The following is a 17,723-nucleotide window of genomic DNA, read 5'->3' as shown; positions in this document are numbered from 1 at the left end:
TCGTCGCCCCCGGTGACGTCACCGGCGACGAGCTGCCCGACCTGCTCGCGGTCGACTCCACCGGCACCCTGCGCGTCTACCCCGGCAGGGGCAACGGCGGCTTCAACGCGCCGATCACGATCGGCACCGGCTGGGGCGCGTTCACCATGGTCCGCGGCCACGGAGACTTCACCAACGACGGCAAGGCCGACGTCTTCGCCCGCAAGAGCGACGGCAAGACCTACCTCTACAAGGGCACCGGCGTCGCCTCCAAGCCGTTCGCTGCCCCCGTCCTGGTCGGCGCCTTCGGCAGCATGAACGCGATCGTCACCACCGGTGACGTGAACAGCGACGGCCACGCCGACGTCATGACCCGCGACACCGCGGGCAAGCTCTGGCTCTACCCGGGCAAGGGCAACGGCGGCTTCAACGCCCGCGTCGCGTTCGGCAGCGGCTGGCAGGCCTACAACCTGTTCGGCTGACCGGAGAATGCGTCGTTCGCGGCCGGGGGCGGAGCCTTGCTCCACCCCCGGCCGCGGTGCGTGCGGGGTCCTTCGGTGACCGGTGCGGGGGCCGGGGCGGAGCGGGCGGGCTCAACGAGGGGGCGGCTGAGGGCTGTTCGCCCGGAGGCACCGCCGGGCCCGGCGGGCACGGCAGCCGTTGACGAGGAGACCGGTCAGGCAGACCGTCACCAGCAGGGCCGCGCAGCCGAACGAGGCCCAGGCGACGCGTTCCCGGGTCAGCATCAGCCACACCGCGGGCAGAAGGGCCGCGGCCGCCCCGAGCAGTGACCAGCTCACGTCCCGGCCCGGCCTGCTGACGTCGAGCAGAGCGCACAGGCGTTCCGCGCGCTGCGCCGCCAGGGCCGACAGCCGCGGGTCGGGTACGGGGCGCCCGCGGACGGTGGCACCGAACAGATCGAACCGGTCCCGCCACGCCAGCCCGGCCGCGGTCCGGAGCCACTCGTCCCACCGGCTCTCCGACCAGTACCGCCGCAGGCGCTGCCGCACGAGGGCGAAGAAGACGACGAGCGCCAAACCCACCGAGACGAGCAGTGCGGGAGAGCCCAGCGGCGATCGCCGCGCGACGGCCACCGCCACGGCGAGGACGAGCAGAACGGCGAGCAGGCGGAGGGCGGCCGCCCGGGTGAGCACGGACATGACGCCTCCCACGTGCGCTGACGCCGCGGATGTCGCGGTCGGGGATCCAGCGTCCTGCGGCCGGTGGGGACGGCGGCAGTCCCGGGAGCTCGTTGCTTGACAGGTCGGGCAGAGCGTGACAAGCGGGGCTTGGTCCGGACAGTGCCGCTCCCCCGGCGGCGGTTGCGTCCCGGCCCCCGCCCGCGGCCGCCTCGCGTCGCTCGGCGATGATCTGCGCATGACCGAAGCGACCGCAGTCCAGACCTATCTGCAGTTCGTCGAACACCGGCTGGCGGCCGACGGCTGCGCCCCGCGCCTGGAGCAGTGGCACGGCGCCTCCGTGCTCGTCGGCCGGCGCGCCGACTTCCGGCTGAAGTGGGCGGCCACCAAACTGCACCTCTTCACGGCGGTCGCCGCCGTGCCGGAGATCACGGTGCCGGCCGTCGAGTCCTTCACCTGGCAGGTCCTGGACTACGCCCGCGCCAACAAGGGAGGCCTGCCGGTCGGACTGCAGACCGGGGTCGCCGCCTTTCCCGTCCTGGTGAGCCAGCGGGTCGACCCGGCGGCCATGGCCTGGGCGCAGGAACAGCAGCGCAATCGCTTCGCCTGTTTCGCACGCCCGGTCGTGGTGGACATGTCCAAGGGCCATGTGGGCTTCTACCGGGACACTCCGACGCTGGGCCGCGTCTACGCCTCCCACATGGTCGACAAGGGGACGCGCTACTTCCAGAAGTAGCGGTGCGGGGCGTCATCCTGCGCGGCATGCCACCGCCGTCGGGCGCGGATCCACGGAGGGGCCACCGCCGCGGGGCCGAAGGTGGGCCGAACTGCGCTGTTGCGACCGCGAGTTCCCCGGGCGGCGGCCCCCGGCCCGGGGGCGGCCTGGCGTCTCGACCACGGATGTGACACGCTCGGGGCAACCAGCCTGGTCTGGTGGGAGACCCCGCGCTGCCGAGCGGTCACATACGGTGACCGATGGAAGGTACGGGTGGTCTTGCTCGGCTTTGGGCGGCACGACGCCGCGCGCTTGACGGCCCTCTTCCCGTACGGAAGCCGACCGTGATGGGCTCCGAACCCGAACGGTGGGCATGACATGCGCACTTTCCACGTGGGCGTCACCGAGCGTCCGGACCGGACCGTGGTGACTCTGACCGGCGAACTGGACTCCGACACCTGCCCCCGCGTAACCCGGGTCACCGACACCGTGTCACTCACGGGCAGAACACTCGGCCTGGACCTGTCGGGCGTCTCCTTCATGGACTCCAGCGGCCTCAACATGCTGCTGGTCCTCCGCCTGCGCGCCGAAGCCGAGAACGGGGCACTGGAGCTCTACGGCATGCAGGAACAGGGGCGACGCCTCCTGCAGCTCACCGGCGCGGGCGTGCTCTTCAGCGTTCGTCCGGCGCTGGCCGTGTGAGCCCGGCCGCGCACCATGCCGCCGGCGCGGACGGGGCGCCGTCAACGTAGGCGGTCGACCAGGGCGAACGCATCCTCGGTCTTGGGGTGGGTCCTGCCCAGCTGGGTGTGCAGGATCTGCGCGCCTCGGCGCGCGAGATCCACTGCGGTCGGATCGTTCAAGTGGTGCAGCACCCGGGCCTGGAACAGCAGGACGTACCCGATGTACAGGTGGTCCGGCGCGTAACTGGCCTCCCGGATCCGCAGCGCCCGCGAGATGAGCGGCACGGCCGTGGCGTAGTCGCCGAGGTCGACGTGGACGTTCGCCAGCGCCACCAGGTCGAAGCTCACGTAGGGGTCGTGCGGCCCGTACGCCGCCTCGTCGATCCGCAGCGCCCGCTCGGCCAGTGGCCGCGCCGCCCCGTGCTCGTCGAGAAGGCACAGTATCCGCGCCAGCGTGGCCAGGTCCGTGGCAATGGCGGGGCTGTCCGCCGACAGGCAGGAATCGTGCAGGTGCAGTGCGCGTTCCGCCAGCGGGCGTGCCCTCTCCGGCGCGCCGAGGTCCCGGTGGATCTGCGCCAGGGTGACCAGGTCGAAGCCGACCTCCGCCTCCCGGCCGCCGAGGGACTCGTCGATCGCGAGGGCACGTTCACACAGGGGCAGCGCGACCGAGCAGTCCCCGATCTGGATGAGGAACTCCGACGCCAGCCTCAGCAGCACCGCGGTCTCGGCGGCGCACTCGGCCGGTGGCTCGTCCGTGGCCAGCGCGATGACGTGCGGGAGCAGCTCCTGCCAGCGCGGCCGCGCGTTCGGGTCGGCGTGGATGTCCTGCGGCACGGCCGCGAGCAGGGCGCGGCACAGCCTGACCCGGGCATCCGTGCGCACCGCCTCCGGCATCGCCGCCCGGACGGCGGCCTGAACCAGCCGGTGCAGCAGCAGTGAGGCGCTCCCGCGCCTCGCGAGACCCAGTCCGGCCAGGGCGCCGACCGTCGTGTCCCAGGCCAGCGGGTCGGCTGCGGGTATGTTCAGAACGTCGGGGCTGCCGGTGAACAGGTCCAGCGGGATCGGCTCCGGCGCGAGCAGGGCACACAGCTCCAGCAGCCGGACCGCATCGGGCTGCTCCGTCTCCAGCCTTCGCACACTGATCTGCCACAGGGTCGCGACCACCACCGCCGGCCGGTTCGCCAGCTCGCCCTGCCCGATCATGTCCTCCAGCCGTGACGTCAGCAGGGACAGGTACTCTTCGGGCGCCGTGTGGTTGTAGCCCATGTATCCGGCCGCCTGCTCCAACGCCAGCGGCAGATCGCCCAGTTGCCCGGCGATCCGGTCCGCCACCTCCGCGGTCGTGCCGGGCACCCGCCGGACCAGCAGCTCCAGCGACTCCCGCCTGGTGAACACGTCCAGGTCGATGACGTCGGCTCTGCTCGACCAGCCGTTCACCCTGGTCGTGACGATGACATGGCCGTTGCCCGCCAGGCCGCCCGACGGCAGCGCGTGCGTCAGCGTGCCGGGTTTCTCCCCGTTGTCGAAGATGATCAGCCAGGGCCTGCGGTCACGCAAGCCGCCGTACACACGGGGAATGGCCTGTTCGGAGTTCACCTCCGCCAGCCCCAGCTCGCCGGCCAGCGACACGAACTGCCGCGCCACCAGATCGGGGTGCTCGGCGTCCACGAACGCGACGAAGCGGTACTTCGACAGGTAGCGGTAGGCGTACTCGACGGCGAGCTGGGTCTTGCCGACGCCGCCCAGCCCGTGCACGGCCAGCGTCGCGACGTCGTTCATCGAGGTGAGGCGCTGCCGCAACTCCCGCAATGCGGCGTCACGGCCGGTGAAGTTGGCGTTGCGCGGGGGCAGCCGGTACGTCACGGGCTCGAGCGGTACCCGCGCACGGTCGCGGCGCGGCGCCTGCCACAGCCCGGTCAACGCCAGGGGTATCAGGGCGAGGAGCACCACCCACGGGTGGACGCGCACGAAGTCGAGCGGCCCCGGCCAGCGGCTCTGCCCGGACGCGGCGTTGAAGGCAAGACTGCCGACGAAGAGCACGAGCAGACCGGCCACCGCACTGGCCAGCGTTCGCCACATGGCTCCCTCTTCGGTACGGCGCCGGCCGCGACGATCCGCAGCCGGCGTGATCTTATCCCAGGAACCGCACGGCCCGAGGGGAGTCGACGGACGTCGGCGGACCGGCGGCACGGAGGCCGACCGTGAAGTGGGAACCCGGTCGACCCAAGCGGCCGGGGCGGTACGAGGCCGGCAGGACCCGGCGGCCGGGGCGCCGAGTGGCGAGCTGGAGCACGACGCCGGTGGCGGGGCCGGTCAGAGCCGACGGTTACAGTTCCGGGCATGTTGCTGCCGCGTCCTGTCGTGGGGGCCGAGGGTCCGTACGACGCCGGGTATCTCCCCCGGCTGGAGATGACGTTCCACGCCGTCGAGGAGCCCATCACCGAGCCCGTCCCCAAGCTGGGCGGTGAGCCCGTGTGGCGTGGCGAGCCCTGCTGGCCTGTGCACCCCAGGACCGGGGAGCCACTGGACTTCAAAGTTCCCCGTCCCCGCGGAGCCCGGGGAGGGGCGGCGGATGGCGTATCTCTTCCTGTCCTACGACGACTACGAGACCGGTGGCGTGGATGCGGAAGACGGTGAAGCCGTTCTGCTCATCCAGCCGGGAGGCCGAATCCCCCGGTTCGCCACCATCGGGCCTGCCGGGACGACGGGACGCTCGCTTTGGCGGTTCGGTCCCTGTGAGGAAAAGGTGCCCGTCGAGTTCCGCATCGACCTGTCGCCGGTACCGGCCGAGGTGGAGCACGAGTTCGAGAAGTACGGCACCATCGACGCCAGCGACTACCTCGGAGGCCGACCCGGGTATTCCGAGTGGGCCGGGGTCGAGGCACCGTGGCGCTTCTTCTTCTGCCTGGCAGGCACCGACCTCGACGAGCGGTACTTCCTGAACTTCGCCCATGGCTATGGATATGCCTACCTCAGCCCGGACCGCTTGGAGGGTCGCTTCAGGTGGGAGGCGGCATAGGGCCGGCTCCAGACCAAGGCCGCGGTCGCCGATCCCGTACCGCAGCAGAACTCTGTTGTCGGGGCCGCCTGCCAGGACGCGTTCATGACGTACAGGTTCACTGCGCAGTTTGCCTGGGGGATCGATGACCCGGACCAGGAGCCTTGCCTGCAAGCGGGTGTGGCCGAGTCCGAAGACGAGGAGAGCTTCTCTCTGCACTTCATGTGCGGCTTCGAGGAGCCGGACGCACAGGAGGTGTCCCTGGGCATGGATACGTACTGCCTCGTCACGCCCGACCAGAGCACTGCCTATGGCTGCGTACGCATGTTGGAGTTCGGTCAGGACCTGCTGCGCGTGACCTTGGACCCTGAGTCTTTGGACGACCTTGACTTGGAGGACCACGTCATCGAGGTCGTGCTCCGTGCACCGGCAGGAGATGTGGCGCGCATGCGTGAGGTGCTGCCCCGGATCTTGGCGTACGGACGAGCAAATGCGCGCCCAAGACTGATCATGGTGTAGCGCCGGAAGCTGTCACAGCCTGTCGTTTGCGGCTGACATCAGCAGTTGACACCAAGGGCAGTGAAAGAACGCGGTTGAGGGCACGTCCGCTGGAGTGGCCGTCGATACACCACTCCAGCGGACGTGACCGCTGCCGCGGAGGCACTCGACGGGGAGCCACGCGGGGCGCCACCGGAGGCGACACCGGGTGGCTGCCAGTGGACCGACCACGGAGCGCGGGGCCCGGTACCCCGTGGTCGCTCGCCCACGCTCCGCAGCGTTCCTGAGCCTGCTCTTACCCCACCCTTAAAACGACCATAAGGATCGCCATCACTCCGCCCCAGCAGCCCGTTTCGGCGTTTTGACGGGCTAGCTTGCTGATCGCCGGGCGGGGTCCGGCGTCGGTGCCGCTGATGGTTCGGGGGGCTGCACCGCGGTGCGGGCCCGTGCCCGGGACCCTTCCTTCCCCCAACACCGCTCTCGAAGGAGATCCTCACCATGACCGCTCGCCGCAGGGCCGCCACCGTCGCCGCGCTCGGGATCGCGCCGCTCGCGCTCACCGCGCTCGCCGCCTCGCCGGCCGTCGCGCACGGGTCGATGACGGATCCGGTGAGCCGGGTGTCCGCGTGTTACGCCGAAGGGCCCGAGAGCCCCGACTCCGCGGCGTGCAAGTCGGCGGTCGCGGCCAGCGGGGCGCAGGCGTTCTACGACTGGAACGAGGTCAACATCGCCAACGCCGCGGGCAACCACAAGTCGCTGATCCCGGACGGCAAGCTGTGCAGCGCGAACCGGGACAAGTACAAGGGCCTGGACCTGCCGCGCGCCGACTGGCCCGCGTCGAAGCTCGCGGCCGGCAACCACACGTTCCACTACAAGGCCACCGCCCCGCACAAGGGCTCCTTCGAGCTGTACATCACGAAGGACGGTTACGACCCGTCGAAGCCGCTCGCGTGGTCGGACCTGGAGGCCCAGCCGTTCGCCAAGGTCACGGACCCGAAGCTGGTGAACGGTGAGTACGTCTTCGACGGCACCGTGCCCGCGAAGTCGGGGCGGCACCTGGTCTACTCGATCTGGCAGCGGTCGGACTCGCCCGAGGCCTTCTACACGTGCTCGGACGTGGTGTTCGGACAGGACGGCGGCGGTTCCGCGGGGGGCGGCGCCCCGGCGCCGACCGCGTCCGCGCCCTCGGACGAGCAGATCGAGGAGGGTCAGGACGAGTCCACCGTCGACCACGGCGGTCACGGCGGCGACGACCACTCCGAGGTGCCGGCCGCGAACGAGCCCGCCGACGCCACCCCGAAGGCGGCGACGGAGTCGGGCACGGACGGCGGGGCCGGCGCCGAGGCCAACGCCCCCGAGGCCAACGGCGCCGGGGAGAACCTCGCCGAGACCGGTGGCGACGGCGACACCCCGTACCTCGCGGCCGGCGGTGCCGCGGTGCTCGCGCTGGGCGCGGCCGTGGTGTTCGCTACCACCCGTCGCAGGGCCGGCCGCTGAGCCGAGGGCACGGAGAACGGCGAAGGTGCCGCCCGCGGTGTGTCCGCGGCGGCACCTTCGCCGTTTCCCGGCAGATGGCGCGGGTGGCCGCGGCGGGATCGCCACCGCGGCTCCGCGCAGGACGGACGGTCCGTGAGGGTGCCGGCCGTCAGCAGGACCAGCAGGTCGGGTGCCTGCCGTCAGGTCATGCGAAGACCGACGCGCAGGTCGTCGGTTTGGCCTTCGCCGGGTCGAGGGCGTTGGCCACCTCGTGGTACGCGATCCGGTCGAACAGCCCTATCGCCACGTGCTCCGAGAGGTCGATGGCGCACAGGTCCTGCAAGGTCACGTTCTTCACGTTCGGCCCGTCGAGGAAGGCCGACCGCCAGGGGGTGACGACCTCGTCGTACTTGGTGGCGATGACGGTGTAGCGGACGCCGGGGACGGTGTCGCCGCCCTCGTTCAGCTTGGTCAGGAACGCGGAGCCGGCTATCTGGTCGGCCAGTCCGGGGGTCGCGGAGTCGAGCAGGTCCGCCGCGCCCGGGAAGTACTTGAGCAGGCCGGTGAGCCCGTGGAGCGTCGTCCCGTGGTTGTCGGGTGCGAGGCCGATGAGGGCGTTCACCTTGTCGGCGCCGCCGAGGAACTTCAGGTAGTGACGCGGCATCATGCCGCCCTGCGAGTGGCCGACGAGATCCACCTCGCCGGCTCCGGTGGCGGCGAGGACCCGGTCGACGTACGCGTCGAGCTGGTCGGCCGACTTCGCGATGGGGCCGAGACCGTGGAAGAACGGAACGCCCGGGAGCTGGCCGTAGTCGAGCGAGAAGACGCAGTAGCCCCGCTTGACGAGGTACGGCGCGAGGGCGAGCCAGTTGTCGACGGAGTTCCCGAAGGTTCCGTGGACGAGGACGACCGGGCGCGGGTGGGCGGAGGAGGGCTTGCAGGACCAGTTGTTCCAGCCGCTCGACGGAGCGGCTGCGTGGGCGGTGGCGGCCGGCGCGAGGCCGATCGCCACCGCCAGCAGGGCGGCGGTCAGCGGTCTGAGGGCACGCTTCCAGGACAGCATCGTGCGATCTCCTTGCGGCTCAAGGGAATGCGAGGCTGATGTGGGGATGTGGGGATTCGCCCTGCGGCCCGGACCACAAGAAGGGAGGTGTGCTCATGTCAAACGTACGCACGGGTAACCAAGACTGGAAAGTTACGCGTCGGTAAAAACTGAAACACCGTCAAGATCCGTGATGGTGTGGTTACTCACAGAAACGCGGAGGTGCGGCTTATGCGGCGAGGGAGCCCGGAATGACCGCGCGGGGGCCGAACTTGGCCCGCGCCCGGTCGGCAACCGCCTCCAACCGGCGTGCTTTGTCATCGGTCGGGTCGAAGGTGAGCTGGTGTGCGGCCCGTTCGGCGGGGACCAGCCCCTCGGCGCGCAGCGTGAGGGCACGCACGCGGGCGCGCTGCAGACCGAGCGCGTCCAGGAGCCTGTACGCGGCACCGGTGAGCGACGCCGAGTGCGCGGTCGGCTCGGCCAGGGCACGGGTCCTGGTGGTCGTGGTGCGGTCGGCGTAGCGCACGGTGAGCGTCAGGGAGCGGCACACCTGGCCCTCCCCCCGCATCCTCGCCCCCAGTTCACCGGTGAGCGAGAGCAGCGCGCGACGATGGCGGTCGCGGTCCAGCTCGTCCAGGGGGAAAGTGCGTTCGGCCGCCACGGAGCGGGCCGCCGCGTTGGGGACGACCCGGGTCCGGTCGATGCCGTGCGCCTTCTCGTATACCTCTCGGCCCGTGCGTACGCCGAGGATCCGCTGGAGCACGGCGAGGGGGGCGGCGGCGACCCGGCCGGCGGTGTCGAGCCCGTAGCCGCAGAGGGTGCGGGCCGTCGCGGGGCCGACGCCGTGCAGCGCGGCGACCGGGCGACCGGCGAGGAACTCCGCCGCGTCGCCCACGACCAGGGTCGTGCCTGGGCCGGCCTCCCGCGCCGCCATCCTGGCGAGCAGCGGGTTGGGCCCGGCACCGATCACGCAGTCGACGCCGTACAGGGCGAGGGCCCGCACCCTTATCACCGCGGCGAGCCCCGCGGCGTCCCGGCCGAAGTACCGCAGCGCGCCCCGGACATCGGCCAGAGCGCCGTCCTGGCCGATCGCCTCCACCACCGGGGTGAACGCACCGAGCAGTCCGAGCAGCCCCGCGTAGACAGCACCGTCCGGCGCCTCCCCGCCGGCGCCGCGGAAGCGCACGTACAGGACGGTCGGCGCGTCCGGCACCCCTGCCGGCGCCGACCCGGGCGCGGGCACGGGGTCGGGCGCAGGTACGGGCACGGGGTCGGGCACAGGTACGGGCACGGGGTCGGGCACAGGTACGGGCACGGGGTCGGGCGCGGACACGGGCACGGGCACGGGCACGGGCGCGGGCGCGTCCGCCCCGTCCGCCGTGCTGTCGCCGCGCGGAGGAAGCACGTTCCCCTGCTCGTTCGTCATCCCGCGCTCCCCGGGCTCTGGTGCCACAACTTCCTTGCCGGGGCCGTCCCTTCACCCGCGGGGCGGAGGTCGGCCCAGGCGTTCATCTCGTACCCGGTGGACATCCGGATGCGGCGGCCGCCGCCGGCCGGAGTGCCGGACGCACCCGCCTCCCCGCTGCCGTCCGCGCCGCCCACCGCGGCGAGTCGCCCGGCCACCGCGTCCAGGCCGCCCGTGCGCCGGAGTTCGATCAGGTCCGCGAGGTTCCACGCCGCGGAACCGACCACGCTGAGGCTGCGCGGCCCACGGCGCTGGACGACACCGCGCACCAGCAGCAGCCAGGAGTGGAAGACGGTGTGGGCGCACGCCTCGTGGCTGTCGTCGAAGAAGGCCAGGTCGACCAGGCCCGTACCGTCGTCCAGGGTGGTGAAGATGACCCGTCGCCCGGAGCGGATCGGTGGTGTCTGGGTGGCCGCCTTGGCGCCGGCGACCAGCACCGTCGCGCCGTGTTCCGCCTCGCGCAGCCGCTTCGCGGGGATCGCGCCGAGTTCGTCCAGGAAGACGTGATGGTCCGCCATCAGATGACGGGACGCGTCCATGCCGAGGACGCCCAGCTCGGCGCTGAGCCGCTCGGCCTCGTTGAGGTCGGGCAGCCCGACGGACGCGGTCCTGCGGCCGCCGTCGAGCGGGAGCTGCCCGCCGTGGCCGCCGCGGGAGACCGAACTCCGCTGGGCACGGTGCAGTTCGGCGATGTGCAGCAGCAGATCGCGGCGGTTGGCACCGAACTCGTCCAGCGCCCCGACCTGTGCGAGTCGTTCCGCGACCGGCCGTCCGGGGCGGGCCCGCTCCCAGAAGTCCAGCAGCGAGGTGTACGGCTGCGCGGCCTCGATCCGTTCCGCTTCCGCCTCGCCGATGCCGTGGACGTCGGAGAACGCCAACCGCAGACCCCAGGTCCCGGACCGCCCCCCGGAGGTCACATCGGACACCAGTTCGATGCGATGGGCGACCGCGGACCGGTTCACATCGAGCGGGAGCACCGGCACCCCCCGCCGCCGCGCGTCCGCCAGCAGCAGCCGCTTCGGGTACATGCCGGGGTCGTGCGTGAGCAGCCCCGCGTAGAAGGCCGCCGGATGGTGCGCCTTGAGCCACGCCGACTGGTACGTCGGCACGGCGAAGGCGACGGCGTGCGCCTTGCAGAAGCCGTACGAGCCGAACGCCTCGATGACCTCCCAGGTCCGCGCGACCACCTCGGCCGTGTACCCCTTCCGCTCCGCCTGCGCGGCGAACCACGTCCTGATGCGCTCCTGCGACTCGGGGTCGGAGAGTCCGCGCCGCACCCGGTCGGCCTCGTCCCGGCCGCAGCCGGTCATGATGTCCACCATCTCGATGATCTGCTCGTGGAAGACGACGACGCCGTACGTCTCCGCCAGCGGCCCGGCCAGATCGGGGTGCGGGAAGCGGACCGGCGCGCGCCCGTGCCGCGCTTCGATGAACGGCCGCACCATGTCCGCCGCGACCGGCCCCGGCCGGAACAGCGAGATGTCCACGACCAGGTCGTGGAAGCTCGCGGGCTGCAGCCGGCCGACGAGATCGCGCTGGCCCGGCGACTCGATCTGGAAGCAGCCCAGCGTCTCGGCGGAGCGGATGAGCCCGTACGTCGCCGGATCGCCCGGCGGCACCTGACCTGCGTCGTCCAGGTCGATCCGCCGGCCCGTCGTCCGCTCGATCTCGGCGACGGCGTGCGCCATGGCGGACTGCATCCGTACGCCGAGCACATCGAGTTTGAGCAGCCCGAGGTCCTCGACGTCCTCCTTGTCGAACTGCGACATGGGGAAGGGGGAGGCCCCTCCGCCCGAAGGGCCGCCGGGGATCTCGCCGCTGGTCGGCATCACGGGGGTGCGCCGCAGCAGCGAGGAGTCGGAGATGAGCACCCCGCACGGGTGCATGGCAACGCCTCGCGGCAGCGCGTCCAGGCTCTCGACCAGCTCCCACAGTCTGCGGTGGCCGCCCTTCTCCTTCGCCACCTCGCGCAGTTCGGGCAGTTCCTCCATGGCCGCGCGGGCGTCGCGGGCACGGATGTGCGGAAACGCCTTCGCCAGCCGGTCGATCTCGGCCGGGTCCATGCTCAACGCGGCGCCCACGTCCCGGATCGCGTGCCGCACCCGGTAGGTCTCTGGCATGGCGACGGCCGCGACCCGCTCCTCTCCGAAGCGGTCGAGGATCGCGCGGTACACCTCCAGCCGGCGGGCGGACTCGACGTCGATGTCGATGTCGGGCAGCGCGAACCGGCGCTTGGACAGGAAGCGCTCCATCAGCAGGTGCTGCTCGACCGGGTCGGCGTGCGCGATGCCGAGGAGATGGTTCACGAGGGATCCGGCGCCGGAGCCGCGGGCGGCGACCCGGATGCCCATCTCCCGTACGTCGTCGACGACCTGAGCAACCGTCAGGAAGTAGGTGGCGTTGCCGTGGAAGGCGATGACGTCCAGCTCGGAGTGCATCCGCTCCCAGTACGCGCGGGACTGCGCCGGCGGCAGCCTGTCGTAGCCGCGCAGCACCATCCCGGCGGCCGCGCGGGAGGCGAGGACGCGCTGGGCGCTGCGTCCGGCGGCGCCCACGAGGTGCGGCTCCGGGTAGTAGGCGTAGCCCATCCCCAGGTCGCGTTCGGGGTCTACGCGGCATTCGGCGGCGGTCTCCTCGGTGACGGCGAGCAGCCGGTGCGCGGCGTCGCGGCGCCCGCCGGCGGCCTCGGCGATCCGCTCGGCCGCGCGGGCCATGTCGTTCGCGCCCTTGAGCCAGCGCTCGCCACTGTCGAGCCCTCGGGCGGGGTCGACGGGCACGAGCCGGCGGGCGGCGTCGAGGACGTCGGCGACGGGGCCCTGGCCGGGGTCGGCGTAGCGCACGGCGTTGCTGAGGACGGCCCTGACGCCCTGCTCGGCGGCGAAGCCCGCGGTGCGGGCGGCGAGGCGGAGCGAGCCGGGGCCCGTGCCCTCGGTCCCGTGGTGCACCACTTCGAGGCGCAGCGCGTCGCCGTACCGCTCCCGCCAGGGCGCGAGCAGCCGGGCGGCCCGGTCGGGACGGCCCGCGGCGAGAGCCCTGCCCACCTCGGAGGCCGGGCCGAGCAGCACGGTGAGCCCGTCACCCCCGGAAGCCCCGGCGGGTCCCGTCGCCCCGGCGAGGGCGTCCCGGTCGAGGACCGGCCGGCCGTCGGCGGTGTGGGCCGCGGTGATCAGCCGGCAGAGTTCCGCCCAGCCGGCGGCGCCGTCGCGGGCGAGGAAGGTGACGCGGGGCGCGGACTCGTCGATGAAGGCGCCGCCCCGGACCGGGGTGCGCCGGCGTTCGGCGCGGGCGGCCGGGTCCCCGGCCCCTGCGCCCTGCTCGCGCACGGCGAGCTCGGCCCCGAAGATCGGGCGGACCCCCGCCCTGGCGCAGGCCTTGGCGAAGCGGACCGCGCCCGCGACGGTGTCGCGATCGGTCAGGGCGAGGGCGCCCATGCCCCGCTCGGCGGCGCGCTCGGCCAGCCGCTCCGGGTGCGAAGCCCCGTACCGCACGGAGAAACCGGACACGGTGTGCAGATGCGTGAAACCGGGCACCCGCACCTCCTGGATCAATCCGTTCTCACCTCCCCCTCGCCTCCACCATAGACCAAGTTTCGAACATTCGTACGATGACCGTCCGGGTGGGCTCGGCTACGGTCCGGGACCATGATCCGTACGGCTCCCCCGCGCCCGGTGGACGTGGAAACGCTGGTCCCCGAGACGGCCGGACCGCGGCCCGGGGAGTCCGCGAAGTCCGCGCGCCGGAGCCGCGGGGCCCGGGAAGCGCCCGGAGCCGCCGGGCCCGGGAAGTCCCCGGCCGTGCCTCCGCGCATCCGTGCCTTCGGCCATCCGTGCCTCCGGGCGGATGGCGGCCTTCGGGCGAATGAGGGCCCGCGCGCGTTGGTCCCCCGTCCGCCGGTGGTACCAGTCCGGGCAATGCCCACACGATCCGCCCACCTGCGGCACCGGATCCGCGCGGCGCGCGGCGCCGTGCGCGGTGACGCCCACCCGGCGCCCGGTGCCCGCCCCGCCGCCGTCGAGCCCCCGGTGGCACCCGCCCTGCGGACGGCCGCCGCCTACGCCTGGCGGCTGCTGGTGGTCGGCGCCCTCGTGTACGCCGTCTTCTCGGTCCTCGGGCGGTTCCACGAGATCGGTGTGGCCGTCTTCCTCGGTCTCGTCGGCACGGCGATGCTCCGGCCGGTGGTCGATCTGCTGACCCGCCGGCTGCCGCGGCCGCTCGCCGTGACGATCGCGCTGATCGGCAGCATCGCCCTCGTCCTCGGCGTGCTGGCCCTGGTCGCGGAGACCGTCGCCGGCGAGCGGACCGTGCTGCAGCACGAGTTCGGCGCCGGGATCGAGAGGATCGAACGCTGGCTGGAGCAGCCGCCGTTCCGGCTGAACCCGGAAGCGCTCAACGATCTCCAGTCACGGATCGGCCGGTTCCTCTCCAGCCATCGGTCCACGCTGATCAGTACGGCACTCAGCGGCGCGGGCCGGCTGGTGGAGGTGCTGACGACCCTGGCGCTCGGGCTGTTCTGCGCGGTCTTCTTCCTGCACTCGGGCGGCCGGCACTGGCGCTGGTTCTGCGCCCAGCTGCCGCTCTCCGCACGGGACCGGGTGTCGGTTGCGGGCCGTGCGGCATGGCGCACCTTCACCGGATACACGCACGGCATCGTGCTCGTGGCGGCGACCAACGCGATCCTGGTCGGCGTGGCGCTGTACGCCCTCGGCGTGCCGCTCGCCGTGCCGCTGGCGCTGCTGGAGTTCTTCGCCGCGTTCGTCCCGCTCATCGGCTCGCCCATCGCGCTCGCCGTCGCCGCGGTCGTGGCGCTGGCGGCCAAGGGCCCGATCATCGCCGGGGTGGTCGTCGCACTGATCGTGGTCATCGGCCAGATCGAGGGACATGTGCTGCATCCGATCGTGCTGAGCTGGGCCGTACGGCTGCATCCCCTCGTCGTGGCGCTCTCGGTCGTCGCGGGGGCGATCGCCGCCGGGGTGATCGGAGCGGTGGTGGCCGTACCGCTCGTGTCCGTCGTCTGGTCGGTGCGCCAGGCGCTGCGTGCGCGCAACGGCCAGGGCCCGGCCCGTCCCTGAGGGAACGGACCGGGCCCCGGGCTGCCGTGCAGGTGATGCTGTGCCAGGTGATGCTGTGCCAGGTGATGCCAGGTGATGCTGTGCCAGGTGATGCCAGGTGATGCTGTGCCAGGTGGTGCTCTGCCGGGTGTGCCCGCCGGAGTCGCTCCGCCGGGCGGGGCCCGGCCGGAGAACGCTCTGCCGGGTGTGCTCCGCCAGAGGCCCCCTGTCGGGTCGTGCCCGGCCGGAAGGCGCCTGCCAGTGGCGCCGTACCGGTCGGATCAGCCGATCTCGGCGCCGAGGACCTGCAGCGCCTCCGTCACCGGCTGGAAGAACGTCTCGCCGCCCGCGGAGCAGTCGCCGCTGCCTCCGGAGGTCAGGCCGATCGCGGCGTCGCCGGCGAACAGCGAGCCGCCGCTGTCACCGGGCTCGGCGCAGACGTTCGTCTGGATGAGGCCGTTGACGATCTGGCCGTTGCCGTAGTTCACGGTGGCGTCGAGACCGGTGACCTCGCCGTCGTGGACCTGGGTGGTGGAACCGCTGCGGGTCACCTGCATGCCGACGGTCGCGTCGCCCGCCTTGGTGATCTGCTGCGTGCTGCCGTTGTAGAGGTTGACCTCGCTCGGGTGGGCGGTGTCGCCGCTGTACTTGACGAGCGCGAAGTCGTTCTCGGGGAACTGCGAGTCGACCATGCTGCCGATCGCGGCGCCGCCCGCGGAGTCCGACCACTCGCTGCCGGTCTCGCCGCAGTGGCCGGCCGTGATGAAGTGCGGAGCGCCGTCCTTGACGACGTTGAAGCCGAGTGAACAGCGGCCGCCGCCGCTGTGGATGGCGTCACCGCCGGCGACGAAGGGCTTGAACTCCCCGGCGGTCTTCTTCAGCTCCGCCTTCTCACCGAGGCCCTTCACGACCGCCTGGAGCTTCGTCAGGTCCGCGCCCTTGACCGTGCGGTCGGCCGTGACGACCACCTTGTTGGTCACCGGGTCGGTGGCCCACGAGGTGCCGGGGATGGTGGCCCGGTCGGTGAGGGTCTGCCGGGCGGTCTTCAGCTCCGCCAGCGAGTTCTCGACGACTCTCGCCTTGCCTCCGGCCTCGCGCACGGCGTCCGCCGCCGCCTCGTCGACCACGTTCATCACGAGGGCCTTGGCCTTGGCGTCGTAGTAGGCGCCGGCCGCGTCGCCGCCCAGGCTCTTGTTGAGCGTCGAGGCGAGGTTTCCGGCCGCCGAGGCGGAGAGCGTCTTCACCGTGACCGCGGGCGCGTCCTCGCTGGCGTTCGCAGTCTGGAAGGTGACGCCGGCCGCCACGAGAGCGGCGACGGCTCCACCTGCCATCGCCGCGCGCCTCTTGGGTATTCGTCGGTGCTTCACGTAGGACCTCCTGTGGGGGGCCGCGAACGGGCAAGTGGGGTACCCGGGCGCGGAGGATTGGGCGCCCACTATTCCGATACGCGCCGGTAGCACACAAGGTCGACTTCAGGACGCACACACGACACCGACAATGCGCCCTCTGCTTCTTCACGACCCCTTGCCCGTACAGGTCGGTTCCGTTTGCGAACACCCCGTGCTACCGGCCCGTGGGCAGCACGTGAGGACTAGTCCTGTCCGAATCCGCATGCCCAACGGGCTCATTGGGGACTTACGCCGACCTCGCTCCGACGGGTAATCATCAAGGGGGCGGGGAATGCCAGGACAGTATTGCTGTACATGGCACATGTGCACGGCACTTACGGAATGTGCGGCATATCCGGATTCTTGTGGACCCACGGTGAAGGAGGCGGCGGGTGCGACGTCGGGTGCACGCGTCGGACGGGCGGCATCTGATGGTGGAGCGCCTGGGGGACCCGCGGGGCAGACCGGTCTTTCTGCTGCACGGCACCCCGGGCAGCCGTCTCGGACCGGCTCCGCGGGGCATGGTGCTGTACCAGCGCGGAATGCAGCTGATCGCCTACGACCGGCCGGGGTACGGCGGTTCGGACCGGCTGGCCGGCCGCAGTGTGGCGGATGTCGTCGAGGACGTACGGGCGATCGCCGACGCGCTGGGGCTCGACCGGTTCGCGGTGGTGGGGCGCTCGGGTGGCGCACCGCACGCGCTGGCCTGTGCGGCGCTGCTGCCCGAACGGGTCACGAGGGCCGCGGCACTGGTGACGCTCGCACCGCGGGACGCGGACGGGCTGGACTGGTTCGAGGGCATGGCCGCGTCGAACGTACTGGAGTACACGACGGCCACCGTCGACCCGGACGGGCTCACGGCGCGCTTCATCATGCGCTCGGCGGAGATCCGGCGCGACCCGGTGCGGCTCCTGGACGATCTGCGCAGGGAGCTCACCGATTCGGACCGGATGGTCGTCGCGGACGCCGGTGTGCGGTCGATGCTGCTGCGCAACTACCAGGAAGCGCTGCGCACTTCGGCGTACGGCTGGATCGACGACGCCCTCGCCTTCTGCAGCCCCTGGGGGTTCGACCCCGCCGGCATCACCGCGCCCGTGCTCCTGTGGCACGGCGAGAAGGACGTCTTCTCCCCGGTCGGCCACTCCCGCTGGCTGGCGCAGCGCATCCCGGGGGTGACGGCCGTACTGGAACCGGCCGCCGCCCACTTCGACGCTCTGCACGCACTCCCCCGGATCCTCACCTGGCTGCTGGAGGACCATCCGGGAGTGCCGGGCGACTGAGCGGCCGGCGCG

General features: G+C 72.1%; 14 protein-coding genes. 8 read left to right on the top strand and 6 right to left on the bottom strand.

Annotation, left to right across the window (positions count from 1 at the left end):
- Positions 1 to 461: FG-GAP repeat domain-containing protein (locus tag BLT82_RS34085; RefSeq protein ID WP_143041576.1), on the top strand; the 461-nt coding region annotated here is incomplete at its 5' end.
- A 111-nt stretch (positions 462 to 572) separates the two neighbouring features.
- Here BLT82_RS34085 and BLT82_RS34080 read toward each other — a convergent pair.
- Positions 573 to 1,139 carry a hypothetical protein gene (locus BLT82_RS34080; RefSeq protein ID WP_093661994.1) on the bottom strand — a complete coding sequence of 189 codons (567 nt, stop codon included), beginning with the start codon at positions 1,137 to 1,139 and terminating at the stop codon, positions 573 to 575.
- A 217-nt stretch (positions 1,140 to 1,356) separates the two neighbouring features.
- On the opposite strand from BLT82_RS34080, the gene BLT82_RS34075 reads away from it, so the two are divergent.
- Together BLT82_RS34075 and BLT82_RS34070 are read left to right on the top strand one after the other, a co-directional pair.
- Positions 1,357 to 1,854, top strand: a complete 498-nt coding sequence (locus BLT82_RS34075; RefSeq protein ID WP_093661992.1) for a levansucrase — start codon at positions 1,357 to 1,359, stop codon at positions 1,852 to 1,854.
- A gap of 357 nt (positions 1,855 to 2,211) precedes the next feature.
- Positions 2,212 to 2,535: an STAS domain-containing protein gene (locus BLT82_RS34070; protein ID WP_093661990.1), complete on the top strand. Its 324-nt coding sequence runs from the start codon at positions 2,212 to 2,214 to the stop codon at positions 2,533 to 2,535.
- A gap of 41 nt (positions 2,536 to 2,576) precedes the next feature.
- Here BLT82_RS34070 and fxsT read toward each other — a convergent pair whose 3' ends face one another.
- On the bottom strand, positions 2,577 to 4,595 hold the full coding sequence (gene fxsT, locus BLT82_RS34065; RefSeq protein ID WP_093661988.1) for an FxSxx-COOH system tetratricopeptide repeat protein: 2,019 nt from the start codon (positions 4,593 to 4,595) through the stop codon (positions 2,577 to 2,579).
- Positions 4,596 to 5,088: 493 nt separating this feature from the next.
- Here fxsT and BLT82_RS34060 point away from each other — a divergent pair, with 493 nt between their 5' ends.
- From BLT82_RS34060 to BLT82_RS34050, 3 genes are all read left to right on the top strand, one after another.
- Positions 5,089 to 5,535 carry a hypothetical protein gene (locus BLT82_RS34060; RefSeq protein ID WP_244529868.1) on the top strand — a complete coding sequence of 149 codons (447 nt, stop codon included), beginning with the start codon at positions 5,089 to 5,091 and terminating at the stop codon, positions 5,533 to 5,535.
- Positions 5,536 to 5,619: 84 nt separating this feature from the next.
- Positions 5,620 to 6,033, top strand: a complete 414-nt coding sequence (locus tag BLT82_RS34055; RefSeq protein ID WP_093661986.1) for an Imm10 family immunity protein — start codon at positions 5,620 to 5,622, stop codon at positions 6,031 to 6,033.
- A 477-nt stretch (positions 6,034 to 6,510) separates the two neighbouring features.
- Positions 6,511 to 7,509, top strand: a complete 999-nt coding sequence (locus tag BLT82_RS34050) for a lytic polysaccharide monooxygenase auxiliary activity family 9 protein (protein ID WP_093661984.1) — start codon at positions 6,511 to 6,513, stop codon at positions 7,507 to 7,509.
- Between the two features lie 184 nt (positions 7,510 to 7,693).
- Here BLT82_RS34050 and BLT82_RS34045 read toward each other — a convergent pair whose 3' ends face one another.
- The 3 genes from BLT82_RS34045 to BLT82_RS34030 all read right to left on the bottom strand — a co-directional run bounded on the left by BLT82_RS34045 (position 7,694) and on the right by BLT82_RS34030 (position 13,543).
- A complete protein-coding gene (locus tag BLT82_RS34045; RefSeq protein WP_093661982.1) occupies positions 7,694 to 8,551 on the bottom strand; it encodes an esterase/lipase family protein in 858 nt (285 codons plus the stop codon).
- A 208-nt stretch (positions 8,552 to 8,759) separates the two neighbouring features.
- Complete coding sequence (locus tag BLT82_RS34040; RefSeq protein ID WP_455431883.1) at positions 8,760 to 9,743, bottom strand: DNA polymerase Y family protein; 984 nt, start codon at positions 9,741 to 9,743, stop codon at positions 8,760 to 8,762.
- A 209-nt stretch (positions 9,744 to 9,952) separates the two neighbouring features.
- The gene (locus BLT82_RS34030; RefSeq protein ID WP_208868120.1) at positions 9,953 to 13,543 is read right to left on the bottom strand and encodes a DNA polymerase III subunit alpha; all 3,591 of its coding nucleotides are present in this window, start codon (positions 13,541 to 13,543) and stop codon (positions 9,953 to 9,955) included.
- Between the two features lie 363 nt (positions 13,544 to 13,906).
- Between BLT82_RS34030 and BLT82_RS34025 the strand changes: the two genes are divergently transcribed.
- A complete protein-coding gene (locus BLT82_RS34025) occupies positions 13,907 to 15,064 on the top strand; it encodes an AI-2E family transporter (protein ID WP_244529866.1) in 1,158 nt (385 codons plus the stop codon).
- A 260-nt stretch (positions 15,065 to 15,324) separates the two neighbouring features.
- On the opposite strand, the gene BLT82_RS34020 is transcribed toward BLT82_RS34025, so the two are convergent.
- The gene (locus BLT82_RS34020) at positions 15,325 to 16,410 is read right to left on the bottom strand and encodes a S1 family peptidase (RefSeq protein WP_093661980.1); all 1,086 of its coding nucleotides are present in this window, start codon (positions 16,408 to 16,410) and stop codon (positions 15,325 to 15,327) included.
- Between the two features lie 413 nt (positions 16,411 to 16,823).
- Between BLT82_RS34020 and BLT82_RS34015 the strand changes: the two genes are divergently transcribed.
- Entirely contained in the window at positions 16,824 to 17,711 is an 888-nt protein-coding gene (locus tag BLT82_RS34015; protein ID WP_093661978.1) for an alpha/beta fold hydrolase, read from the top strand.
- Positions 17,712 to 17,723: the final 12 nt, after the last annotated feature.

Source organism: Streptomyces wuyuanensis, from assembly GCF_900103455.1.
Classification (GTDB): Bacteria; Actinomycetota; Actinomycetes; order Streptomycetales; family Streptomycetaceae; genus Streptomyces; species Streptomyces wuyuanensis.
Note: the sequence above shows the minus strand (reverse complement) of the source record. Positions and strands in the feature narration are given on the sequence as shown.